This window comes from Pantoea sp. sgz302252, assembly GCF_042610525.1.
Lineage (GTDB): Bacteria > Pseudomonadota > Gammaproteobacteria > Enterobacterales > Enterobacteriaceae > Erwinia.
In genome coordinates this window covers 118,896-143,299 of the sequence record NZ_JBHDVM010000010.1, presented here as the reverse complement: position 1 = coordinate 143,299, position 24,404 = coordinate 118,896, and the positions used below count along the sequence as shown (strand labels likewise).

General features: G+C 56.5%; 18 protein-coding genes. 4 read left to right on the top strand and 14 right to left on the bottom strand.

The annotated features are described in order from the left end of the window. Window positions 1–4: 4 nt before the first annotated feature. Entirely contained in the window at window positions 5–4,963 is a 4,959-nt protein-coding gene (locus tag ACETPC_RS17825; RefSeq protein WP_380183647.1) for an alpha-2-macroglobulin, read from the bottom strand. Between the two features lie 241 nt (window positions 4,964–5,204). Between ACETPC_RS17825 and sseA the strand changes: the two genes are divergently transcribed. Further along, window positions 5,205–6,050, top strand: a complete 846-nt coding sequence (sseA, locus tag ACETPC_RS17820; protein WP_380183645.1) for a 3-mercaptopyruvate sulfurtransferase — start codon at window positions 5,205–5,207, stop codon at window positions 6,048–6,050. A gap of 109 nt (window positions 6,051–6,159) precedes the next feature. Here the strand turns inward: sseA and sseB are convergent, their stop codons facing one another. From sseB to trmJ, 5 genes are all read right to left on the bottom strand, one after another. Further along, on the bottom strand, window positions 6,160–6,915 hold the full coding sequence (gene sseB / locus ACETPC_RS17815; RefSeq protein WP_380183643.1) for an enhanced serine sensitivity protein SseB: 756 nt from the start codon (window positions 6,913–6,915) through the stop codon (window positions 6,160–6,162). A 45-nt stretch (window positions 6,916–6,960) separates the two neighbouring features. Next, entirely contained in the window at window positions 6,961–8,244 is a 1,284-nt protein-coding gene (gene pepB, locus ACETPC_RS17810; protein ID WP_380183641.1) for an aminopeptidase PepB, read from the bottom strand. A gap of 297 nt (window positions 8,245–8,541) precedes the next feature. Then, window positions 8,542–9,723, bottom strand: coding sequence for an IscS subfamily cysteine desulfurase (locus ACETPC_RS17805; RefSeq protein WP_380183639.1), 1,182 nt, complete (start codon window positions 9,721–9,723; stop codon window positions 8,542–8,544). A gap of 97 nt (window positions 9,724–9,820) precedes the next feature. Then, entirely contained in the window at window positions 9,821–10,318 is a 498-nt protein-coding gene (gene iscR / locus ACETPC_RS17800; protein ID WP_380183637.1) for a Fe-S cluster assembly transcriptional regulator IscR, read from the bottom strand. A gap of 153 nt (window positions 10,319–10,471) precedes the next feature. Further along, complete coding sequence (gene trmJ / locus ACETPC_RS17795) at window positions 10,472–11,200, bottom strand: tRNA (cytosine(32)/uridine(32)-2'-O)-methyltransferase TrmJ (protein ID WP_380183635.1); 729 nt, start codon at window positions 11,198–11,200, stop codon at window positions 10,472–10,474. A 117-nt stretch (window positions 11,201–11,317) separates the two neighbouring features. On the opposite strand from trmJ, the gene suhB reads away from it, so the two are divergent. Further along, window positions 11,318–12,121, top strand: a complete 804-nt coding sequence (gene suhB / locus ACETPC_RS17790; protein ID WP_380183634.1) for an inositol-1-monophosphatase — start codon at window positions 11,318–11,320, stop codon at window positions 12,119–12,121. Between the two features lie 234 nt (window positions 12,122–12,355). On the opposite strand, the gene ACETPC_RS17785 is transcribed toward suhB, so the two are convergent. Both ACETPC_RS17785 and ACETPC_RS17780 read right to left on the bottom strand, forming a co-directional pair. Then, the gene (locus ACETPC_RS17785) at window positions 12,356–13,348 is read right to left on the bottom strand and encodes a nickel/cobalt transporter (protein ID WP_380183632.1); all 993 of its coding nucleotides are present in this window, start codon (window positions 13,346–13,348) and stop codon (window positions 12,356–12,358) included. After that, window positions 13,339–13,932 carry a DUF1007 family protein gene (locus ACETPC_RS17780; RefSeq protein WP_380183752.1) on the bottom strand — a complete coding sequence of 198 codons (594 nt, stop codon included), beginning with the start codon at window positions 13,930–13,932 and terminating at the stop codon, window positions 13,339–13,341. Before ACETPC_RS17780 ends, ACETPC_RS17785 begins: the two co-directional genes overlap by 10 nt. Before the next feature lie 185 nt (window positions 13,933–14,117). Between ACETPC_RS17780 and csiE the strand changes: the two genes are divergently transcribed. Further along, a complete protein-coding gene (csiE, locus tag ACETPC_RS17775) occupies window positions 14,118–15,386 on the top strand; it encodes a stationary phase inducible protein CsiE (protein WP_380183631.1) in 1,269 nt (422 codons plus the stop codon). Here the strand turns inward: csiE and ACETPC_RS17770 are convergent. Beyond that, window positions 15,381–16,517 carry a 3-phenylpropionate MFS transporter gene (locus tag ACETPC_RS17770; RefSeq protein ID WP_380183629.1) on the bottom strand — a complete coding sequence of 379 codons (1,137 nt, stop codon included), beginning with the start codon at window positions 16,515–16,517 and terminating at the stop codon, window positions 15,381–15,383. The genes csiE and ACETPC_RS17770 overlap by 6 nt on opposite strands. A 94-nt stretch (window positions 16,518–16,611) precedes the next feature. Beyond that, complete coding sequence (glyA, locus tag ACETPC_RS17765) at window positions 16,612–17,865, bottom strand: serine hydroxymethyltransferase (protein ID WP_380183628.1); 1,254 nt, start codon at window positions 17,863–17,865, stop codon at window positions 16,612–16,614. A gap of 334 nt (window positions 17,866–18,199) precedes the next feature. Here glyA and hmpA point away from each other — a divergent pair, with 334 nt between their 5' ends. Beyond that, window positions 18,200–19,384: an NO-inducible flavohemoprotein gene (gene hmpA, locus ACETPC_RS17760; RefSeq protein ID WP_380183626.1), complete on the top strand. Its 1,185-nt coding sequence runs from the start codon at window positions 18,200–18,202 to the stop codon at window positions 19,382–19,384. 246 nt (window positions 19,385–19,630) lie between these two features. On the opposite strand, the gene glnB is transcribed toward hmpA, so the two are convergent. The 4 genes from glnB to ACETPC_RS17740 form a co-directional block, all read right to left on the bottom strand. Beyond that, on the bottom strand, window positions 19,631–19,969 hold the full coding sequence (glnB, locus tag ACETPC_RS17755; RefSeq protein ID WP_125289509.1) for a nitrogen regulatory protein P-II: 339 nt from the start codon (window positions 19,967–19,969) through the stop codon (window positions 19,631–19,633). A 139-nt stretch (window positions 19,970–20,108) separates the two neighbouring features. Continuing rightward, window positions 20,109–21,443, bottom strand: coding sequence for a two-component system response regulator GlrR (glrR, locus tag ACETPC_RS17750; protein ID WP_380183625.1), 1,335 nt, complete (start codon window positions 21,441–21,443; stop codon window positions 20,109–20,111). After that, entirely contained in the window at window positions 21,440–22,147 is a 708-nt protein-coding gene (qseG, locus tag ACETPC_RS17745; RefSeq protein ID WP_380183623.1) for a two-component system QseEF-associated lipoprotein QseG, read from the bottom strand. Before qseG ends, glrR begins: the two co-directional genes overlap by 4 nt. Further along, window positions 22,147–23,574: a sensor histidine kinase gene (locus tag ACETPC_RS17740; protein ID WP_380183621.1), complete on the bottom strand. Its 1,428-nt coding sequence runs from the start codon at window positions 23,572–23,574 to the stop codon at window positions 22,147–22,149. Before ACETPC_RS17740 ends, qseG begins: the two co-directional genes overlap by 1 nt. Window positions 23,575–24,404 lie beyond the last annotated feature (830 nt).

Here is a 24,404-nt window from a genome sequence, read left to right as displayed (position 1 = left end):
CTGCTTAGTGAACGGTCAGACCGTTTGGCGTGCTGCCCACGGCGCGCCATTGCGGCACGTACATAGACTCTACCTGCGGCGGCGGAACCTGGTAGTGACCCGGCGTAACGGCTCGGGCCAGATAGAGCAGCGTAACCGGACGATAATCGTCGACTTCCATAGCGGCGACAAAACGGTCATCGCGGAACTCCATATGCTTAATGCTGGCCTGCTGCATATCGCCCATTAATTCCTGAACCGCCGCTGCGCTGTCGCTGAGGCTGACCGTGCTGTCGGCCAGGTTCTGGTTTTCCAGCTCCAGCCCGGCTGGCAGCAGATCGGTGACCAGCGCGTCCGGCACCTGGCGATCGGCCCAGACCTCGAGGCTGACCAGCACTAAATCGCCACTTTTCAGGTTGGCAAGTGAGATCTCCTTGCCGCTGAGATCCAGATAACGGCGTGAGATTTGCAGCACCTGATGCGCGGGCTGCGGCGACTGGACAGGATAGCCAGAAACATCCAGGCGACCATAAACCGCGCCTTCGCCCTGGTTCTGTATGGCAATACCCTCTGCAAGCTGCTCTGCCGCGACAGAAGTATTAAGCGGCTTATCGCCGCTTAGCGCCTGCTGGCCGTTGAGCTGCACCTGCCACGGCATGGCTTTATCATTAATAAACTGATGAGCAACCAGGAACAGCGCGTTATTCTCCTGCGTGGAGAACCAGAGCATACTGTTTACCTGCTGTGAAAGCTCGATTAACAGCTGATTGCGGGCTTCCGGCAGCAGCTGATTTTCTGCCAGCAGCACCAGAATCATTGCCCTGTCGCGGATATCGCTGCCGTAATCTTCCAGCCAGACGTTTTCCCGGGCCCGGCTTGTAGTCAGCCCCTGAGCCAGCGCCTTTTCCGATCTCGACTCGTCGCCCATCAGCTTCAGCGCCACGCCCAGCTGTACCAGCGCCAGTCCTGATTTGGCCTGGTCTTTTTTATCGTACAACGCGCGCAAGGCACCAAGCGGCGCTTTTTGCTGACGCGCCAGCACCAGGGCGGCGTAAGACTGCACCCCGAAACGAGCGGCGTTAGCATTCTGGCTGTAGTAAACATCAATTTGTGACGGATCCTGAAGGTAACGCAGCAGGCGCGTGTTGGCTTTGTCGATAACCGGTTTCGCCACGTCGTAGCCCTGCTCGCCTGCGCGGATCAGGAAGTCGGTAACGTAGGCCGTTAGCCAGAACTCCTCCGGGCTTTCTTTGCTCCACAGGCCAAATCCGCCGTTACCGCGCTGCATGCCTGCCAGCCGATCAATGCCAATACCGATTGACTCTCTGCGCGCGGCATCAGTGCTGCCTTTAATCCCTAATGCTTTTAACTGCATCTGGTTAGTGAACAGCGAAGGATAAAGCCCGCTGGTGGTCTGCTCCAGACAGCCGTAAGGGTAAGCGTACAGCTCCGATATATAGCGAGCGATATTGAACGGCAGACGGTTACTCAATACCAGGTGGCCCTGCATGGTGGACGGCGCAAGGCCGCTGAAGGCTTCGGCCGGTAGATTCCACGCCTTGCCCGTTTGCATGACGCTGCTGAAGCTGCGGGTTTCAGCCGGATAAGGAGAGCGCACGCCAATTTTCCAGTTCTGATTAAGCGGCTCAACGGTTTCCCCTGGCAGGTTTAGGCCGGTAATTTCTGTTGCCACCTCGCCCTCGCCAAAGCCTGGCCGCGCGCTCACCGGAATAAACAGCGTTTTTCGTTCGCCTGCCGCAAGCGCCAGCGCTAAGGGTTCAGCGTTCTCCAGTTGTATCAGGCCGGACGCTTTAGCCTTCACCAGAAGATTTTGCGGCGCGCCGGTAAGGTTAGTGACGTCAAACGCCAGCCTGGCGCTGTCGCCACCTGCCATAAAGCGCGGCGTTGCCAGCTCGCTGACTAAAGGCGCGGCGACGACCACTTTCTTCTCTGTCGAACCGAATTCCTTTTCGCTCCATGCTTGCGCCATCAGCCGCAGTTCGCCATTGAACTCAGGTATGGCCAGCTCAAGCGTGCCTTCGCCCTTGTCGTCAAGCGTCACCGGCTGGAGCTGCTGAGCAATAATATTGGCATGAGTAACCGGCTTTTTGCCGCCGCGGGCAAGCGGATCTTCTTCGTCGCCATCGCCGCCGTAGCTCAACGTCGCCAGCCTGCCAGCGCCCTCAATTAGCTGGCCGTAGACATCGTACTGGTCAGCGTTATAGCGTTTACGGCCAAAGAAGGCTTCCCAGGGATCGGGGGTTTTATAATCGGTAATGCTCAGCACGCCGCTGTCGACGGCGGAAAGCAGAACCTGTACCTGCTGCGGAACTTTTCCATCCTTAGTCGCGGCCTTGACCCTGATTTTTAGGGTGTGCTCGGGCCGGATTCGGTCCGGGGAAAGTAGTGTAATATTCAGCCGGCGGTTCTCCTGCGCCAGCGGAAGATGAAGTAGCCCTACCGCTCTTTTGGGCGTAATGCCCTTTGATTTATCGCCCTGGCGTATCACCAGCGCGCTCAGATAGAGGTCGTGACGCTTCCATGCCGGATCGATCGGTAGTTCAATATCCTTACCTTCTGCGGGCACGGTGATTTCCTGCCGCCAGAGCGGCCCGTTGCTGGACTCTACCATCAGGTAGCCTTTGCCGGCAGCGGGCGCGGTAACATGCACAATGGCTTTATCGCCAGCCTGATAGGCGGGTTTATTGATGCTGAGCTTAACCTGATCCGGCCGTAGCGCGCCGGAACCACCGGTATTATCCTGCCAGCTATAGCCTGCCCAGAAGCGAATGCTGCTGACGATGTTCCCTTCTGGCGCGCGCACCTCCAGACGATAGGAGCCCCAATCTACCGGGTAATCCACACGTGCGGTGCCACCAGCGGCAATAGCTATGCTTTGCTCGTCTTCGACCAGGTCTTTTTGGTCATAGCGTGACTGCCAGCCTTCGTCGTCGGAAAAACTCCAGTAATAGTCGCGCCGTTCGCGGATTAGTCGGACATCAAGATCCTCTACCGCCAGCTTCTCACCTTCGCTGTTAGCGTAAACCACATCGAATGAGGCGACGCTGTCGCTGTCCACCATCGGCTGGCTGCGATAGCTGTCGCTGCGGTAGTCGTACATCTCTTTGTTGCCGAACAGCGGACGGATGCCGGGCAGGGCTTCTGCTGGCCAAACAGCCTGCTGAGCACGACGGCTGACCGGACGCCCTCCTGCCTCCAGCAGGCTGGCCTGTAGGATCACGCTCAGCGGCGAGTGCGTCTCTGCCCAGCTGGATTCAGCCTCGACGCTGGCGTTGCCCTGCTCGTCCAGCTTCAGATCCAGATCGTCCAGGCTGCGCTTCAGGTCTGGCTCGGTAATATCGCCGAACTGATAGCCCGGCAGGCTGGCGACAGCTTCCCGCAGCGGACGTAAAAATAGCTGCCCTTGTAACGTATTGCCTGCTGCTGGCGCGCCGTAGAGGTAGCGGCCGTTAATCTGAAAGCTGGCGTTTTCGCTGTTGTCTATTGGATGTTCGCTGCTTTTCAGACTCAGTGCCATGCGCTCCGGCAGAAAATCTTCCACGTTGAATGCCCAGTTACGCGCCCGGCCATCACCTGTATCCAGGCGCAGCGTCCATTTCCCTGTAGCTGCGGACTCCGGCAGAGCATAGCGATACTGGTAAAGGCCGTTTTCCGGTTGCCATACAAATGTACGCGCCGCTTCGCCATCTGGTTTGACTACCGTGGCTTTTACCGGCTGTGGTGGCAGAGGCGCGCCATCGGCGTCTCTCATCAGTGCATTGAACACCACTGTTTCTCCCGGACGATAAAGATCGCGCGGGCTGAACATAAATAGCTGTTTGTCATACCCTTCCGGCCCTGTTACGGCAAATTCGGCCAGATCTAATGCTGGCAGCGTCAGATCAAGCAGCGTTGTTTGCTCGCCTTGCGTAGCCAGCAGCAGTTTGCCCTGCTCATTTGCTGCCAGTTCCGCATAGCCGTTTTTATCCGTAGTGGCCTGCTCCAGCGTCCGTCCCTTTTGGTCCAGAAGCGTTAGCTGGGTATTGGGCTGTGCCGCGCCGTCTTCGAGACTTTGCGCGAATACCGCCAGCTTGCCGGGGAACTGATGCAGCGACAGCCCGATGTCGCTTAACGTAAACAGCGTGGCCGGATTACTGTAGTTATACGAACCGGCCTGTTTCATTACCGCCAGGTAAACGCCCGGCTGTTTCAGCGCGGCGATATCGTTAAGCGGTAACAGCATTTTCTCGCGCGTGTTGCGCTGGGGATTAAGCTCGAAACGCCCGCTGTAAACCAGCTCGGTTTTATTTTGTAGCTCCCGCGAGCGCCAGGTTGATAGCGACGATCCGTACTGCCATGAAGAAAGGAAAGCAGGCAGTGAGGCAGGCTTAACACGGAAGAAATCGACATCGACCTTGTTGATATTGAGCGCCAGCACCGGCAGCCCTTGCGTGATCCGCGTAGGCAGCAGCGAACCCCGGCTGGCGAAGCCCACCATTGGCTGAATATCGCGCGTGGTTATTTTTTGCTGGACCGGTTCTGCCAGCGCCACACCATTTGCCGCCAGCAGGCCGCTATCAAGAGTAACGGTCAGTTCACGGTCTGGCGGCAGATGGCGAAACCGCAGCTCTTTGCGATTTGGCGACAGCTCCCAGCCACCCTCTACCGCGCCTGTTTTGCTGTCTACCAAATGCAGTAGGCTACTGTAATTTTGCCGGTCATCCAGCGCTACTGAGAAGGTGAGGACAAGCGTAGCGGCACCATCCAGCTGCACTTCCGAAGCATCAATCAATTTTAAAGGTTTGCCGGCATCCCGTTTTATCGCCGCCTCGCTTAAAGGGGCTGGCGCTGGCTGCGGCTGGGTAGCTTTTGCTGCGCTATGGGCCGCCAGGCCCAATTCTTCTTTTTCATTATTGTCGCACCCGCTAAGCGTCAGTAGCGAGAGTAAAACCGCCAGCCCGAAGGCCCTTGTCGTATAAGTCATAGTTGTATCCCTGGCAGAGCCACATAAAAGCTTATTATGCCGTCATCGGGCGTTAAGAAAAAAGGCAATTATTTATTCTTCGCAACATCTCGCAAAGTTTCTGCTGTGTTGCAGTTCACTGTCATTAAAATGCTTAACGCTTCCAGCTTTTTGCTTTATTCCTGTTAATCAGCATGGAAGAGCTTGAGATGCTTGCCGGGATGAAAGACACTCAGGAAACAATCTCTACAGCGAGGCCGCTATGACTTCCTCTTTTTTTGTGACCGCCGACTGGCTGGCGGAACATTACGCCGATGACGATATCCAGGTGCTGGACGCGCGCATGCTGCCGCCAGGCCAGGAAAAAACACGAGATATCCTGGCCGAATACCGTGCTGGTCATCTGCCAGACGCCCCTTTTTTCGATATCGAAGCGCTCTCCGACCATGCCAGTCCTTATCCGCATATGTTGCCGCGAACGGAAGCTTTTGCCGTGGCAATGCGCGAGCTGGGCATCAGCAGCGAGAAACATCTGGTGGTTTACGATGAGGGCAACCTTTTCTCCGCGCCGCGCGCCTGGTGGATGCTGCGCCAGTTTGGCGTGGAATCAGTTTCTATTCTGGCTGGCGGTCTGAAGGGCTGGCGCGAAGCGGGTTTTGCGCTGGCGACGGGCGAGGTCACGCTGCCGGAAGCGGAGTTCGAGGCCAGCTTTGATCCGGCAGTGGTGAAGCGAGTAACCGAAGTGATGGTGATTAGCCACGAGGGCGGCGCGCAGATTGTGGATGCCAGAGCCGCTAACCGTTTCAACGGCGAAGTCGATGAGCCGCGGCCAGGGCTGCATCGCGGCCATATTCCGGGCAGTCTGAACGTGCCGTGGAACGAGCTGGTAGAAAACGGCGAGCTAAAGTCGCCAGAAGCGTTGAAAGCTATTTTCCAGCGTCAGGGCGTCAAGCTGAACGAACCTGTGGTAGCCAGCTGCGGTTCGGGCGTAACGGCAGTGGTGCTGATTCTGGCGCTAAACTCGTTGGGCGTCGAGGATGTAACGCTGTACGACGGCTCCTGGGGCGAATGGGGCAGCCGTGACGATCTGCCAATCGCCACGCGGTAAAAGATCCGGTGTCGGTTGCCGATTAAAGAAGGTTTGCTGGAGTGGTCAAAAAAGAGTTGTTGCGGTAAAGATACGCCCGGACATCTGTTCTGTCCGGGCGTAAAGCGGCTTACAGGATCCTGTCCTGCTTAAGCGAGCGCAGAAAGCTGCCCCAGCGCCGCTCATAAAACGGCGTGAGATGGGCGGTAAAAAAGTGGCTGATGTTGTCGTTTTCCACCACCTGACAGATATCCACAGGTTCATCCTCCAGCAGCGTATCGGTCGCCACGCTGCCAGCGGCCTGGATAATATTTTCAATATCGCCGTCGGCTTCAATGCCTATCAGCAGGTTAGGCTGCGCTTCCGCCGCCTCTTTGATATGCGCGACCCAGGCGCGGCGCACCTCTTTATGTTTGGCAAACAGCTGAGTCAGCGAGGCGATAGTCTGCGCCGGAGGCTCCGCGATTTCCGACAGTAGCAGCGAGGTGCCGCCTTCCAGTACCGTTTGCTGGCTGAGCGCATTGCCTGTTTCTTCCAGCAGGCTGCTGATTTCGCGCGGCGAGAACTCTTTACCGGCAGGCAGCTTTGGATTCAGAAACAGCGTTTCGCCTCGGGTAATGGCAAACAGCGTGCGCGTCGGCATCACCAGAAAAGGCAACGCTTCGCTGGTGGCCTGCTGCAACGCCTGCTCCGAGGTAAAAAAAGGAATGATGCTGGCGCCATCCTCTTTTTCCCAGTGCTGTAGCTCGACATCGCTTTGCGCCGCACTTTCGCCAGGCACCCAAACGCTGGCTTCCAGCAGCAGCTTAAAAAATTCCGGGCGATGGGCAGGCTCGGTCGCCGCCAGCTTCAGCACCTCTTCCAGGCGCGAGTTGGTTTCGTTCATGATTTTATCCAGTTAAAGCGCCGGGCCTGGCTGCCCGGCCGGAAACTATTTCAGCAGCAGGTTCGCCACGGTACGCACGCCCAGCCCGGTCGCGCCAGCCGACCACTGATCGACAGCGCCTTTACGGTAGGTCGCCGAGCAGTCGATATGCAGCCAGCCCTGCTGGTAGTTTTTCACGAAGTGCGACAGAAATGCCGCTGCCGTGCTGGCGCCAGCCGTGTGCGAAGGCGCGGCGATGTTATTTAAATCGGCAAAGTTGGAAGGCAGGTAGCCGCGATGGAACTCGGCCAAAGGCAGTCGCCAGAATGGCTCGTTTTCGCTGGCGGCGCTGGTCAGCAGCGACTGCGCCAGACCGTCGTCGAAGCTGAACAGCGCATGGTAGTCATTGCCCAGCGCCATTTTCGCCGCGCCGGTTAGCGTGGCCGCATCGATCATCAGCTGCGGATTCTGCTCGCTGGCGTCAATCAGGCCGTCTGCCAGTACCAGCCGCCCTTCCGCATCGGTGTTCATAACTTCGACGCTTTTGCCGTTGCGGTAACGAATGATATCCCCCAGGCGGAAAGCGTTGCCGCTGACCATGTTATCGGCGCAGCAAAGATAAAGCTTCACGCGCTTGCCCAGGCCACGGTCGATTGCCAGCGCCAGCGCGCCAGTCAGCGTGGCCGCGCCACCCATATCCGACTTCATGGAATCCATTGAGCCGCTCGGCTTCAGGCTGTAGCCGCCGGTATCAAAGGTGATGCCTTTGCCCACCAGGCAGGCGAAAACCGGCGCGTTTTCATCGCCGGTCGGATTGTAATCCAGCGCCAGCAATGCCGGTGCGCGCGTAGAACCGCGTCCAACGGTATGCAGGCCTGCATAGCCCTGGAGCCGCAAATCTTCGCCTTTAGTAATGCGATAGCTGACATTGTCACAGGCGACGCCGCATAGCAGATCGACCGCGCGCTGCGCCAGCTGTTCCGGGCTAAGCTCTTCTGCAGGCAGATTAATGGTGTCACGAACCCAGTCGATAATTTTTAAACGGCGATTAAATTCTGTTTGGTCAGCCTCATTCAGCGCGGCCCAGTCAACTTTTCTCTCGCCTTTTGGTCCGCGGTAGCCCTGCCAGAAGGCCCAGCTTTTTTCCAGATCCCAGTCGCCCTGCAGGCTGACGTGGCGAATGCCCTGACCGTCAATTTTACGCGCCGCGCGCTGGATGGTGGTCAGCTCATCGCCGCCGTTCAGGTGGATGGTCATACCGCTGTCGTTGCTGGTCAGGGTCGCTTTTTCGCCCCAGCGCGCATCCGCCGCTGTCGTTGACAGCGTGATAATCATTGGCGTGGTTGTCATTGCCGCTCCTTGTTAAAATTTTGTTACATCAAGCCGGTAAGGTAGAACGCGTTTATCTTTCCAGATTAACAGAATAAACGGAAAACGGGCTAAAGAGGCCGTTTCAAACTGCTGAACCTGAGGCGATGGAGGGCCTATAGCTGGAGCAAAGCATTACGGGCCATGGACGGCCCGTACTGAGCCACCATGGACGGTGCTTTTTGCGTCTTTGCGGAAGATACAGGCCCTCCTGAGCTTGCACCTGCATACTTTGTCATCAGCCTGAAACGGGCTAAAGAGCCCGTTTCAGGAGAAAGTTTAAGCTTGTTTAAAAGCCTGCCATTGCGGGGAAATATCGCGCAGGCGGGCAATAGATTTGCGTACCAGCTCAATGGCGTATTCGATTTCTTCGCCAGTGGTGAAGCGCCCCAGCGAAAAGCGCAGCGAACTGTGCGCCAGCTCTTCGCTCAGCCCCATGGCACGCAACACGTAGGAAGGCTCCAGGCTGGCTGAAGTACAGGCGGAACCGGAAGAGAGCGCCAGATCTTTCAGCGCCATAATCAGCGATTCGCCATCTACATGGGCAAAGCTGACGTTCAGGATAGTCGGTGAGCTCTGCTCCAGGCTACCGTTGAGAAAAACTTCTTCGATCTCGCTCAGGCCGGACCATAAGGTTCTGCGCAGCAGATTAAGCCGGGCGCTTTCGCTGCTCATCTCTTCTTTGACGATTCGGTAGGCTTCGCCCATGCCAACAATCTGATGTACAGGCAAAGTGCCGGAACGCATCCCGCGTTCGTGACCGCCGCCGTGGATCTGCGCGGCAATACGGATACGCGGTTTTCTACGCACATAAAGGCCGCCGATCCCTTTCGGGCCATAAAGCTTATGGGCGGAAAACGACATCAGATCGACTTTCAGCACGCTGAGATCTACCGGCAGCTTACCGACGCTTTGCGTGGCATCGACATGAAAAAGGATATCCTTTGCCTGGCAAAGCTCGCCGATAGCCGCAATATCCTGTACCACGCCGGTTTCGTTATTAACGTGCATGATGGAGACCAGGATAGTGTCATCGCGCATTGCCGCCTGAATCTGCTGCAAGGTAATGATGCCGTCGGGCTGCGGCTGTAGGTAAGTTACCTCAAACCCTTCCCGCTCCAGCTGGGCGCAGGTATCCAGTACCGCTTTATGCTCGGTCTGGCTGGTGATGATGTGCCTGCCTTTCTCCTGATGGAGTTCGGCCGCGCCTTTGATAGCCAGGTTATCAGCTTCGGTAGCGCCAGAGGTGAATACGATTTCGCGGGGATCGGCACCGATCAGCTCGGCGACCTGGTTGCGGGCTACGTCGACCGCTTCCTCGGCCTGCCAGCCAAACCGGTGAGAGCGAGAGGCCGGATTGCCAAAAGTGCCGTCCATAGTCAGGAACCGCATCATTTTTTCCGCCACGCGCGGGTCAACCGGCGTGGTGGCGGCATAATCCAGGTAAATCGGGACTTTCATTGCGTTGAACTCCGTTATGGCATTCAACGCGACCGATGCGCGGCGACTATCGTCCCCGACACGGCTAAAAGGACGACGGCCTGCGCCGCCGCTTCAATCAGGCGCGCAGATTGACATTGATGGTTTCATGCAGGCGGCCAACCGGCACGCGTGCTTTTTCAGTATTGTTCTGACGGTCGGCCACATCCAGGATTTCCTGGTTGTTGACCAGCTCCGCCAGCGTAATGTTGTTCAGGAAGTCGCTAATGCGTTCGCTCAGGTCGCGCCACAGCACGTGGGTCAGGCAGCGCTCGCCGCCCTGGCAACCCTCTTTGCCCTGACACTTGGTCGCATCCACTGACTCATCCACAGCGGTAATAACCGCGCCAACCGCGATCTCGCCAGACTCTTTACCCAGCAGATAGCCGCCGCCCGGGCCGCGAACGCTGGCCACCAGGCCGTTTTTGCGCAGGCGAGAGAACAGCTGCTCCAGATAGGAAAGGGAGATGCCCTGACGCTCTGAAATATCGGCTAAAGGTACTGGGCCTTCGTGCGAGTGCAGCGCAACATCAAGCATAGCGGTAACGGCATAACGGCCTTTGGATGTCAGTCTCATGGCGTAAACGACCTCGGTTGTTCGTGAACAGTTGATGGTCGCAGTCTGCCATTCCTGAGTGATTTGGTCAACTATTTAACCGAGTAAAACACTCAACTATTTAACCTGGTAATCTAGTCAACTATTACCGCCGCTTTTTCGCACGATTTATGGCTATTTTTCGCTCTTTAGCTTTTCCAGCGAGGAGAGCATGCCGCGCAGGATATTCAGCTCATCGCGTTCCGGCCGCGCACGTGTATAAAGGCGGCGCATTTTGCTCATCACCTGGCCCGGATTACCTTCGCGAATAAAGCCGCTCTTTACCATCATCTGTTCCATATGCTGGTAAAAGCGCTCAAGGTCGTCCACCAGCGGATAAGGTGATTCTTCATAAGCTGGCTGTTGGGTTTCCTGCGACTGTAGAAATGCCATGCGCACTTCGTAGGCGATGATCTGAACCGCCATCGCCAGGTTCAGCGAGCTGTATTCCGGGTTGGCGGCAATCGCCACATGGTAATGACACTTTTGCAGCTCTTCGTTGGTCAGGCCCACGCGCTCGCGGCCGAACACCAGCGCAACTGGCGCCTGCTGCCCTTCCTGCACGCTTTTGATACCGCATTCGCGCGGATCGAGCATTGGCCAGGGCAACGAACGCGAGCGGGCGCTGGTGCCAACCACCAGGCTACAGCCCGCCAGCGCTTCGTCAAGCGTGTCGACAATGTGCGCTTCGCCAATCACGTCACTGGCACCGGCGGCCAGGGCAATCGCCTGCGAGTCGGGTTTAACCAGCGGATTGACCAGATAAAGGTTAGTAAGGCCCATGGTTTTCATCGCACGCGCGACGGAGCCCATATTGCCGGTGTGGGAAGTTTCCACCAGCACGATTCGAATGTTCTGCAGCATAGGAGTTCAGGTCTGTGAGATAATTTGACGATGCTAACATATTTTCAGGACTTTTACTGAACCCCCTGTTATAATCCGCGCCGTTTTCCGTTCTTTAACATCCAGTGAGAGAGACCGATGCATCCGATGCTCAACATCGCCGTGCGCGCTGCGCGCAAGGCCGGTAATTTAATTGCCAAAAATTACGAAACGCCAGACGCCGTAGAAGCCAGCCAGAAAGGCAGCAATGACTTCGTTACCAATGTTGATCGCGACGCCGAGCGCCTGATTATTGAGGTGATCCGCAAATCTTATCCGCAGCACACCATTATCACCGAAGAGAGTGGCGAGCTGGCGGGAACGGACCAGGATGTGCAATGGGTTATCGATCCACTGGATGGCACTACTAACTTCATTAAGCGTCTTCCTCACTTTTCTGTCTCTATTGCCGTTCGCATTAAAGGCCGTACCGAAGTGGCCGTTGTTTACGATCCAATGCGCAATGAGCTGTTCAGCGCCGTTCGCGGCCAGGGCGCTCAGCTGAACGGTTATCGCCTGCGCGGTTCTACCGCTCGCGATCTGGACGGCACCATTCTGGCGACCGGCTTCCCGTTCAAACTGAAGCAGCACGCCACGCCTTATATCAATATCGTCAGCAAGCTGTTTACCCAGTGCGCGGATTTCCGCCGCACCGGTTCCGCCGCGCTGGATCTGGCCTATGTGGCCGCCGGTCGCGTGGATGGTTATTTTGAGATTGGCCTGAAGCCGTGGGATTTCGCTGCTGGCGAGCTGCTGGTACGTGAAGCTGGCGGCCTGGTCACCGACTTTGTCGGCGCACATGGCTATATGTACTCTGGTAACATCGTAGCGGGCAACCCGCGCGTAGTGAAGGCAATGCTGGCCTCCATGCGTGAAGAGCTGAGCGAAGCGCTGAAGCGCTAAGCCGTCGGGCTAATCAAGGGCTGACAGTGTTCAGCCCTGAGGTTAATGACAAAGTATGCCGGTGCCGGCTCAGGAGGGCCTGTGTCTTCCGCAAAGACGCAAAAAACGCCATCCGTGGCAGCTCAGTACGGGCCGTCCATGGCCCGTAATGCTTTGCTCCAGCCACAGGCCCTCCATCGCTTCAGGTTCAGCAGTCCGAGGGCTGACATCGTTCAGCCCTTTTTTATTGCCGATTTAAAACAGAGGCCGGATACCGCCCGACATTGCTGGCTGCGCGCTCAACCACAGCATTATGCCAATAACCATCAGCAGCACGCCGCCTGCCAGCGACAGCGAGGCCCAAACCAGCTGGCGATCGCCCTGCCCTTTCTTATTCTGGCTTAGCTTCAGCGCCAGCGCGCGTGATATCTGTACCAGTAAAGCCATACCTGTCACCGTCATTGCCGTGCCGACCGCCATAATCAGTGCAGAAAGCACGCCCCACCAGTAAACGCCAATTACTTTTGCAAACAGCAGCATCATAATAGCGCCCGAACAGGGACGCAGCCCCATCGACAGCACCACCAGCGCTTTGGTTTTAGCGCTAACGGCTTTATCCAGCATTGCACTGTCCGGGACATGCTGATGGCCGCAGCCGCAGTGTTCGTGGTGCGTGTGATTGTGCTGAACGGGAACCAGGCGACGGATAGCAAGCTGCGGTTTTTTCAATAGCCGGACAATCTTGCCGAGCGCTCGCCAGCACAGCCATATCCCCAGCCCGATGACCAGCAGATAGCTGCCTTTTTCCAGCCAGTAGCTGCTGATATGCAACTGACGAGAAGAGAGTTGCAGCACCATTAATACCGTTGTCACCAGAGCTATGGCGACACCGCCCTGTAAGATCGCGGCAGCCAGGGTCAGTTTGATGCTGGTTCTCAGCTTTGTTGGGTGAGTTGCCAGAAAAGTGGCGATAACAACTTTGCCGTGGCCGGGGCCAAGCGCATGCAGAATGCCATAAGCCAGGCTGAACCCCATTAGCGCAAGCCCGACACGATTCGATTTATCAACCTGCTGTAACAGCGCGGTCATCTCCACGTGCAGTTTTCGCTGCCAGACCACGCTTTGCAGCAGAAGCTGCGGCCAGTGCAGCCAGAGCGCCGCGCCCGCTGCGATTAGTACCATCAGCAACAGATAAAGCGGCCATGCCTGTCGCCAGCGGCGACCGGAGGCCATCGCCATTATTGACATTGCAGCGTCACCGTCTGCGCGAACTGGCGGCCAAGATCCATATCAGCAGGCGGTGCGTCTGCTTTATCCAGCGATAGCGCATAGCTTTGCAGCGCAGCGTCAGGATTGGGCGTTTTCAGCGTAAAACGGCACTGCCTCGCCAGCTCGTCGGGCAGGTGCAGTGATTTTTCACCAGCAAAAGTCATATCGACAAAGTAAGTGGGATCGAAAACGGAAAAGGTGTAGCGCTGACCGGCCAGCGGCTGTGGCTCGCCCAGCGGCAGAATAAACTCCAGCACGGCTTTATTGCCCTCTCTCAGCAGCCGATATTCCGGCGGTAGATTACCAAATTTCACCGGCTTACCCTGGTGCCAGAACTCGGTGAAATAGTGTTGGCCCAGCACGTTTGCCATTACCTCCGCGGCCAGTTTTTTCCAGATAACCGAATCGGGTTTAGCCTTGCCAGCGTCGTACAGTAAATCGGCAGAGGTAATTTCATCCATAACCCAGCGCATTTTCAGGCCGGTCAGCTCGTTGTCTTTATGAACCGCCGTCGCCTGCATGGCGATAAAACTGTGGGGATGGCTCCACGCCTGCTTTGCCATCAGCAGCAGGATCGCGGCAAAGAGATTAACAAAAACGTTATAACGTAACAATACCGACTCCTTAGGCTGGCCGTAAAAATTCTGTGACCTGTCTTAAAAGCTACAAAAAAACCTGCCGACTGGCGGTTTAGTCTTACACAACCGCGCTATTCTTAGCGATGTTACTTTAACCGGGATAGCAGACGATGACTCAACCTCTCACCGGGCCTGCTGCTTTCTCCAGTCCGCAGCGTCGCTGCCATCTGCTTTTATTGCTTTATCTCCCGCAGGCCAGCGTGACTCTGGCGTCAGTTTGCCAGCTTAACGGGGTCGATCGCACTCTTGCCCGGCAAGATATAGCGGAGGTGGCGGCAGAAATCCAGCGCTATCACCGGCTTGCTCTGGTACAGCACGCCAGCGAAAGCTATCGGATCGACGGCGCGGAACTGGATCGGCGGCTGTGCCTGCAGCACTGGCTTAAGCGCGCCTTAAGGCTGACGCCCGATTTTGTACGCCTGCATTTCTCGCCAGCCCTGAAACAACAGCTGCAATTATTACAGCTGGAAAAAGCCCTGTACGACGAGCACAACCTCAGCGCGCTGGTGCAGCATTGCGCTCACGGCCTGTCGCGCGAGTTTACGCCCGGCGACTGCCAATTTCTGATGCTGTTTATGCAGTATTCGCTGTGCCAGCAGGCATGTATGGCATTCAGCGAGGCGCAGCAGGCGTGGCTGGCGAAGCGCGTTGAGTATCGGGTAGCGGAGGAAATTGTCCGGCACTGGCAAAAACGCTGCAAAAACGCACCGGAAGCCAGCCTCGCCTGTCTGTTCGCGTTGCTGTTCAGCCAGCTTCATGCGCCGGTAGTAGCCAATATCCGTCATGATTATGAGCAGCAGCTGTTGGATAAGGTCGGCGAGCTGATCACCCGCTTTGAAAGCCTTTCCGGCCACTACTTCAATAATGTGCATGGGCTTTGCGAGAGGTTATATACGCATCTTGCGCAGGCGCTTGAACGTTCGCTGTTCGGCATCGGCATTGATAACAGCCTGGCAGAGGAAGTGTTACAGCTTTATCCCAGGCTGCTGCGCACTACGCAGTCGGCCATTGCAGAGTTTGAAAATCATTACGCGCTGCGCTTTTCCGAAGAAGAGATGGGGCTGATCGCCATTATCTTCGGCGCCTGGCTGATGCAGGAGAACGTGTTGCAGGAAAAGCAGGTGCTGCTGCTGACGGGGAAAGATCCACTTCTTGAAAAAGAAATTGAGCAGCAGCTGCGGGAACTAACGCTGCTGCCGCTGAATATCAAATATCTGGACGTCGCGGAGTATCAGCGCACCAGCGCGCCAAAAGGCGTAGCGCTGGTGATTACGCCTTACGCCACGCCACTGCCGCTCTATTCCCCACCGCTGATCCACGCGGTATTGCCGCTACAGCCTTGCCAGCAGGAAAGGATCCGGCAGCTGCTGGAATCATAAACCCGTTGCCTTCGGGCGCAGAAAAAGCGTTGGGACCACCAGCAGCGCCATAAGCCAAAAAATATCGCCGTGCAGATGCCGGAACAGCGCGCCGCAGACGATAGTCATGACCGCAATGCCGCCGCCCATCGCCAGCGCCGAATAGACGGACTGCAGGCGAATAACCTCAGCACCTTCTCTGGCAGCGATAAAGCGCATTGCCGCCAGGTGGCAAATGGTAAAGCTGCCGCAGTGCAGGATTTGCGCCACGATCAGCTGCGGCAAAGCAGTTGAGGAAGCCAACAGGCTCCAGCGGATCAGCGCGCAGATGCTGGAAAGCAGCAGCAGATCCCGTGCGCTCCAGCGGCGGAAAAGGCGATTACTGGCGGCAAAAATAATGATTTCCGCTACTACGCCGAGCGACCACAGATATCCGACCACGCTGGCCGAATAGCCTGCCTCCTGCCACCAGATCGCGCTGAAGCTATAGTAGGCCGCGTGCGCGCCCTGCATCAGCGTAACGCACAGCAGGAACCGCCAGCTTGATTGCAATAATTGCCGCCACTCTTGCCAGCCCGTATGCGCGACCACTTTTTCGCTGCCCTGCGGCGCAACGGACGGGCGAAGCAGCATGCCGCAGAGCATTGCCGTAACGCCAGCACAGAGCATCCAGAGGATTGCCTGATAAGAAAAAGCGTTGACCAGCAGGCCGGTAAGAGCCGAACTGATGACGAACGCCAGCGATCCCCAAAGCCTGACCGGCCCGTAAGCCATGCCGAGCTGCCGCTGCCAGGTGGCGGCCAGCGCATCGCTGAGCGGCACCAGCGGCGAGAAAAACAGGTTAAAACCGATCATTACCAGCAGCAGCCAGGCCCAGAAGGCGCTGAACCAGAAGCCAAGCGCGAACAGCAAGGATAAACCGGCCAGTACGCGAAGGACGGTAATCAGGCGAGAAGGATTAGTCACGCGGGAAGCGATAAGCAAGCTGCCGGTAAAGCGCGAGACCATACCCACGCCTAACAGCAGGCCAATTTTTTCAGCATCCAGGCCCGCGCCTTTTAGCCAGACGGCCCAGAACGGCAGCCAGACGCCATAGGTGAAAAAATAGGTGAAATAGCCCAGCGCAAGCCACAGTGCGGAACGGATTGCCATTTTCCCTCCGGCAATATACAGGCGAAAAAAACGGGACATAGCGTCCCGTTTCGGTATCTTTATAGCCAGCGGGACAGCAGATCCCGCCGGGTTTTTATGCGTATACCGGGAAGCGTGCGCAGAGTTCCAGCACCTGCTTTTTCACGCGTTCGATAGTTGCTTCATCGTTAACATTATCCAGCACGTCCGCGATCCAGCCAGCCAGCTCGCGCACTTCCGCTTCTTTGAAACCGCGGCGGGTCACTGCTGGCGAACCGATACGGATACCGGAAGTCACAAACGGGCTCTTCGGATCGTTCGGCACGCTGTTTTTATTAACGGTGATGTTGGCACGGCCCAGCGCCGCATCCGCTTCTTTACCGGTCAGGTTTTTGCTCACCAGATCGATCAGGAACAGATGGTTGTGGGTGCCGCCGGAAACGATGTCGTAACCGCGCGCCAACAGAACTTCCACCATAGCTTTAGCATTTTTCGCTACCTGCTGCTGGTAGGTTTTGAACGCTGGCTCCATTGCCTCTTTGAACGCTACCGCTTTACCGGCGATCACGTGCATCAGCGGGCCGCCCTGGCCGCCAGGGAAGACAGCAGAATTCAGCTTCTTATAGAAATCTTCGTCGCCGCCCTTCGCCAGGATCAGGCCGCCACGCGGGCCAGCCAGGGTTTTATGGGTGGTTGAAGTCACAACATGCGCATGCGGAACCGGGGTTGGGTAGACGCCAGCGGCAACCAGACCGGCAACGTGTGCCATATCAACAAACAGGTAAGCGCCGATGCTGTCGGCGATTTCGCGCATTTTTGCCCAGTCGCAAACGCCGGAGTAAGCAGAGAAGCCGCCGATAATCATTTTTGGCTTATGTTTCTGCGCCTGCGCGGCCAGATCGTCATAATCAATTTTGCCGGTTTCGTCGATGCCGTAAGGCACCACGTTGTAGAGCTTACCGGAAAGGTTCACCGGCGAACCGTGGGTCAGATGGCCGCCGTGCGCCAGGTTCATGCCCAGAATGGTGTCGCCCGGCTGCAGCAGCGCGGTATAAACAGCGAAGTTGGCCTGAGAGCCGGAGTGCGGCTGCACGTTAGCATAATCGGCGCCGAACAGCTCTTTGGCGCGATCGATCGCCAGCTGCTCTACGATATCAACGTATTCACAGCCGCCGTAGTAGCGCTTGCCCGGATAGCCTTCCGCATATTTGTTGGTCAGCTGAGATCCCTGCGCCTGCATAACGCGCGGACTGGTGTAGTTTTCCGAAGCAATCAGTTCGATGTGCTCTTCCTGACGCACTTTTTCCTGCTCCATTGCCTGCCACAACTCGGCATCATAATCGGCAATATTCATATCACGCTTTAACATCCGCTTCTCCTGACTCAGCTAACAATCTATTCGGCATTAAACGGCCCCTTTGGGCGAAGGCCAACAGTGTAAACCCTTTTGCCCATTCAGGGATAGCCGGAAAACGCGGTTTTTACGCAAACGATTGGCTTGAGCGCTGACGAGGCTTTAAACCGCTTTCCTTACACGCGGCGGTACGGAGAATCGTACGATATTGCAATAGGTTTTTTCACCGTTCGCTGACTTTTTGTGGCAATAAATGCCCCTGTATGTTCAAAGGATATTTACAAATCCGCGCGCTTCGCTATAAGATGCATTGAAAATGCAACTTATAAAGTTTATTGCGGAGCACGCCATGTTAGACGCCCAAACCATTTCCACCATCAAAGCAACTATTCCTGCTTTACTGGCCACCGGCCCTGCCCTTACCGCCCATTTTTATGACCGGCTGTTCGCGCATCATCCGGAGTTAAAAGATATTTTCAATATGAGCAACCAGCGCAACGGCAATCAGCGTGAAGCGCTGTTTAACGCCATCTGCGCCTATGCGGGCAATATCGAGAACTTGCCAGCTATCCTGCCAGCCGTAGAGAAAATTGCCCAGAAGCACACCAGCTTTGCCGTACAGCCGGAACATTATCAGGTCGTGGGCGAGCATTTGCTGGCAACGCTGGATGAGATGCTTCATCCCGGCCAGGAAATATTGGATGCATGGGAAAAAGCCTATGGCGTGCTGGCGGGCGTCTTCATTAAACGCGAAGAGGAAATTTACGAGGCTGCGGAGCATAAACCCGGCGGCTGGCGTACGCCACGCGCTTTCCGTATTACGGAGATAGTTCCGCAGAGCGAAGTCATTAAAAGCTTTGTGTTAAGCCCGGTTGACGGTCAGCCGGTAGCCGATTACCAGCCAGGGCAATATCTGGGCGTCTGGCTGCGGGACAAAGGCCTGGCCAATCAGGAAATCCGTCAGTATTCGCTAACCCGCGCGCCAAACGGTAAGGACTATCGGATTGCCGTCCGCCATGAAGCGGCAGGCACGGTCTCTGGCTGGCTGCACCAGCAGGCGAAAGTGGGTGATGAGGTGCTGCTGGCGGCGCCTGCTGGCGATTTCTTCCTGAACGTTGAGCCACAAACGCCGGTAACGCTGATTTCAGCAGGCGTTGGCCAGACGCCGATGCTGGCGATGCTGGCAGCCCTGGCGGCGCGGCAGCATCCTTCGCAGGTACAGTGGCTTCATGCGGCGGATAACGGCAAGACTCACGCTTTTGCCGATGAAGTTGCCACAACGGGCCAACAACTGGCGCATTTTGCGCAGCATATCTGGTACAGAGAACCGCAGCCTAAGGATAGCGACCGCTATAACACCGCCGGGCTAATGGATCTGCTGCCGCTGGCAAGCCAGCTCAGCGATCCCGCTATGCAGTTCTATCTTTGCGGCCCGGTTGGGTTTATGCAGTTTGCGGCAGCGCAGCTGGTGAAGATGGGGATTGCAGCGGAGCGTATTCACTACGAAGTGTTTGGCCCGCATAAGGTGCTGTAAGAGACGATAAGGCCGGGTAATCCGGCCTTAAGTTCATGAAAAAGTGCTCAATCCAGGGGAGCACTTAAAAATCAAAGTGTGCGGCTTTTGGTAAAGGATTAGCTGGGATATCAGGCCGTCCTCCTGAGAGCCAAAAAAAAGCTTCCACTCTTACGACCCGAAAGTCTGGAGGAAGCTGTTGTTAACAGAAATTTTATCCGAATTTGACCGCGCCGTCAATATCTCTGGTACTTGCTGGCAGCCGAATCAGATCGCTTCTTCATCCTCTTCGCCGGTACGGATACGCACCACGCGAGCTACGTCGAAGACAAAGATTTTGCCATCGCCGATTTTACCGGTCTGGGCAGTGCGCATGATGGTTTCTACACAGGTGTCCACGATGTCGTCAGCGATAACGATTTCAATTTTTACCTTCGGCAGAAAATCCACCATGTACTCCGCGCCGCGATAAAGCTCGGTGTGCCCTTTCTGACGCCCGAAACCTTTCACCTCGGTGACGGTCATGCCGGTAATGCCGACTTCGGCCAGCGCTTCACGTACGTCGTCCAGCTTGAACGGTTTGATAATTGCATCGATCTTTTTCATCACAGACCCTTGTTGTTCCCTCGCCAGTCGGAGGGGAAGCGTATTCAGTATATGTGCTGCGGACAGGATCCGCCGCGCGGTCTGTCTCTTTTCCGGGCTGATAAACTATCATATCTGCGCGGCGATGCGGCACAAAAAACTACTCTTTAAAATCAGACGCATCCAGCTCGTGGCGCGACAGCAGCTTGTAAAATTCCGTACGGTTACGTCCTGCCAGGCGAGCCGCATGCGTAACGTTGCCTTTGGTCATCTGCAGTAGCTTGCGCAAGTAGTTAAGCTCAAACTGGTTTCTGGCTTCGGCAAAGGTTGGCAACGCCGTGTTTTCCCCGGTCAGCGCCTGCTCTACCAGCGCCTCGCCGATGACCGGCGCGGAGCTCAGCGCCACGCATTGCTCAATAACGTTGACCAGCTGCCGTACGTTACCCGGCCAGCTGGCGGCAATCAGCCGCTTCATGGCATCGGTTGAGAAGCTGCGTACAAAAGGTTTATGCCGCTCCGCCGCCTGTTTCAGCAGATGGTTTGCCAGCAACGGAATATCCTCTGCGCGCTCATGCAGCGCCGGTATGCGTAGCGTGACCACATTGAGCCGGTAATAAAGATCTTCACGGAACTCTTTTTTCTCCATCGCCTTTGGCAGGTCGCGATGCGTGGCGGAGATAATGCGCACGTTAATATCCAGATCGCGATTGCTGCCCAGCGGCCGCACCTTGCGCTCCTGCAATACGCGCAGCAGCTTGACCTGAAGCGCCTGCGGCATATCGCCTATCTCGTCTAAGAACAGCGTGCCGCCTTCCGCTGCCTGAAAAAGCCCTTCGCGCTGGCTGACCGCGCCAGTGAAAGCGCCTTTGGCGTGGCCAAACAGCTCCGATTCCAGCAGCTGTTCCGGCAGCGCGCCGCAGTTGATAGCGATAAAGGCTTTCCCGGCTCGGGGGCTGGCGGCATGAATGGCCTGGGCCAGAATTTCTTTGCCGGTGCCGCTCTGGCCGTTGATCAGCACGCTGACGTCCGACTGCGCTACCATTCTGGCCTGCTCCAGCAGCCGCAGCATCACCGGGCTGCGGGTTACAATGCTTTCGCGCCAGGCGTCGTCGCTGGCCGGCGCGCGTTGGGCTAAGGCCTGGTCGATAGCGCTGTAAAGCGCATCGCGATCTACTGGCTTGGTAAGAAAACTGAATACGCCCTGCTGCGTGGCGGAAACGGCTTCGGGAATAGAGCCGTGCGCGGTCAGAATAATCACCGGCATACCCGGATGGCTTTTCTGCACTTCGGCGAACAGCGCCAGGCCGTTCATTTCGTCCATCCGCAGATCGCTGATCACCAGATCGATACGTTCATTTTGCAGCGTGCGCAGCGCTTCGGCTCCGCTTTCTGCGGTAAATACGCTAAAACCCTCGCTGCCTAAGCGCATTCCCAACAGCTTAAGCAGGCCGGGATCGTCATCCACCAGCAGTAAATTTGCCGCTTTTTTTATCATGGCTGAGTTCCTTTTTCCGCGTCGCTTTTCTCACTGTGGTTTTCCGCACCGTCCGGCGAACGGCGGGAAGAGAGCTGCCGCTCAATATCCGTTAGCGTATCCAGTTTGCGACGGGTAACGGCAAGTTCGCTGCTTAGCGCCGCATGCTGCTGGCGCAGCGCGTCAAGTTGGGCATCGCTGCTTTGCTGAAGATGATGGTAGCGGGTTCGCTCCTCAGAGAGCTGTAGCTGCGCCATCTGATTCTCGCGCCAGAGCTGTAACAATGGACGCAGCGCAGCGGGATAGTCGCGGCTGAACGCATCCAGCTGCAACATATACTGGCGTCTTTCTACAGGCGTGACGTTGCCGTTCGCCATTAACACCGCGACTTTAAAGGCAGCCTGCCAGCCATCGCCAGCCTGACTTCTCGCGGCGGCTCGCGCGTCGGCAGGCGACAGCCTGGCGGCACAGTCCATCATTCGCAGCCAGTACAGCGGATTGCTGCCACTTTTGCTCTCTTCGACATCCTGGAGACGATTGCAGTCCATAAGCCGGTAGTCGACGATTTTCGCTTCCGGCTCTGCGGGTGAGCTATGGCCTGGAATTTTAACATCAGGCGCTTTGCCAACGCAGGCGGCCAGCGCGCTGGCCAGCAGCGCGGCTGCTGTGAATTTGCCCAGCCGCCCAAAAGAGCCGACAGCGGGAAAAGAGAAAAAAGATCGCATTATTTATTCTCGCCAATGGAGTTAAGTTCGATGCGAAAACAGACGTCAGCCTCTTTGCTGGCGATCAGTTGCAGATCGCCCTGCAGGCGGTGCACGCAGTCTTTGGCGATGCTCAGGCCCAGACCGCTGCCTTTTACCGCGCCTTTTCGCTGCTGGCTGCCCTGAAAAAATGGCTCAAAGATCATCGCCCGCTCGGTATCCGGGATCGGCGTGCCGCTGTTAGCGACTTCGATGATGATTTTACGGCCCTGCGGCCAGCTGCGGATCCAGATGGTACCGGATTCGTCGCCGTAGTGTATCGCATTCGAATAAAGATTATCGATTGCCCTGGTCAGCAAAGCTTCATCTGCACGGCACAGCGTAGCGGTCAGCACTATATCGGTCTGAATCTGGCGTTTGCGCGCCGTAAGATTGTGATTGCTGACGATGCGGCCAATCAGCGGCTCCAGCTCTACCGGTTTCAGCACCACCTGCGCCTCTGAGAGTTTGCGGTTGTAGTCCAGCAACTGTTCAATAAGCCGCTGCAAATGGCGGCTGCTTTCATCCAGAATGGCGACCACTTCTCGCTGGTCAGCGGTCAGCGGGCCCGCTACTTCATCCGCCAGCAGCGCCGTTCCTTCACGCATGCTGGCCAGCGGCGTTTTTAGCTCATGGGAAATATGGCGGAGAAACTCATGCCGCTGCGATTCCAGCCAGGCCAGCCTTTCGCTAAGCCACAGGATCCGCTGGCCAAGAGAACGCAGTTCGCGTGGCCCCTTGAAGGCCAGGTTGTGACCCGCCGAACGCCCTTCGCCCAGCCTGTTGATCATCCGTTCAACGGCCTTGACCGGCCCGATAATCATCCGGGTAAAGAGCACCACCAGCCCAAGGCTAAGCAGAAAGAGGATCAGCGCCTGCCAGCCGAAATACTGGCCGCGTTCGGCGATTTCCCGCTGTAGCTGTAGGCCACGTGAAAAAACCGTCGCGCGCGTGGACTGCGCCAGCTGGCCGTTGACGGCGGAAAATTCTTCCAGATTAGCGGAGGCTGCTTTGACGGGATTACTGTTATCACAGCTGATTTTCGCCAGCCGGGAAAGCAACTGCTGCAGCGACTGCGTCAGGCGATCGTCCGGTACTGCCGCCGCCTGCTCCTCCAGCATGCGGGCATACTTAACGTGCTGGCTTTGATAGAGATTCGCCAGCATGGGATCGTCCAGCACGCAGTACTGGCGATAGCTGCGCTCCAGCTCCAGGGCGGTGCGGGCCATGGCTTCGCTGCGCCGTACGTCGGTCAGGGTGTTGCGGTTGATGTCCGCCGCCTGGTTGCTTAAAGCCGACAGGCTTTCCCAGGCTTGCCAGGCCAGCACCAGCAGCGGCAGCAGCACTAAAAGGAACGCCATCAGCACCAGCTGACGCAGCGAACGGGGAAACAGACGCCATTTTTTCACGGGAAGCTCTCAGTATTTAACTCAGCCCGATGCTAGCCGACTGTGGTGCGTGAGGAAAGCCTTAGCTTTAAAACGAAAAATGGCAGGCTCGGTGAGCCTGCCATGGTGCAATGCCGGTTTAGCCGACATGCCAGAATAGGTGGTGCCTAACTCAACGTTGCGCCCTGAGTGTGATAGAGCCAAAGCTGTATCGGTCTCGCTGGACGGCAGGCACCGTATTGTGCGTCATTCGGAATGTTATGAAGCGCTTGGCCGCTTGCGCAGGGCTGTCATAACCAGGTGAATGAGCCACTGCGCTTAGTATAGCAAAAGCCGTGCCATATTTTAAATATATTTATAATGCGTTGTTATTAAAGTGATTAAATTATCGGACGCTTTAGCCGTGGCGTCCGAAAGCACTGCTATTGAAGTATCAACTGTCGCCATTCGGTAACAAGTTTAGGATTAACCTTACGTATGCTGTTTTATCAATGAGTTAGATGTCGCTATTTAGAGACAGCTTATTTTCCGGCTGTCGCCGATTTGCAACAGCAGGCCAGTTTGCCACTTTTTTCCATGAAAAAAGGCAGCCGAAGCTGCCTTTGTAGTTGATGAAAAACCTCAGGTCGCGTTTAAATCCGTGACAAAGCAGCAGAGGCAGAGCGGAACATGGACACGCCGTTAAATCATCCCTGATGGCTCGGTTGGCGCGTCCCTGCGCCAAACGGTCCACTTATCTGCTCAGCCTCTGCTGCTATCAAGCTGTAGCAATGCTGTAAAAAACAAACGCTCGCCTGAGTTTTTTAATTTTGTCAGCAATCTGAAAGGCAGCCGAAGCTGCCTTTGTAGTT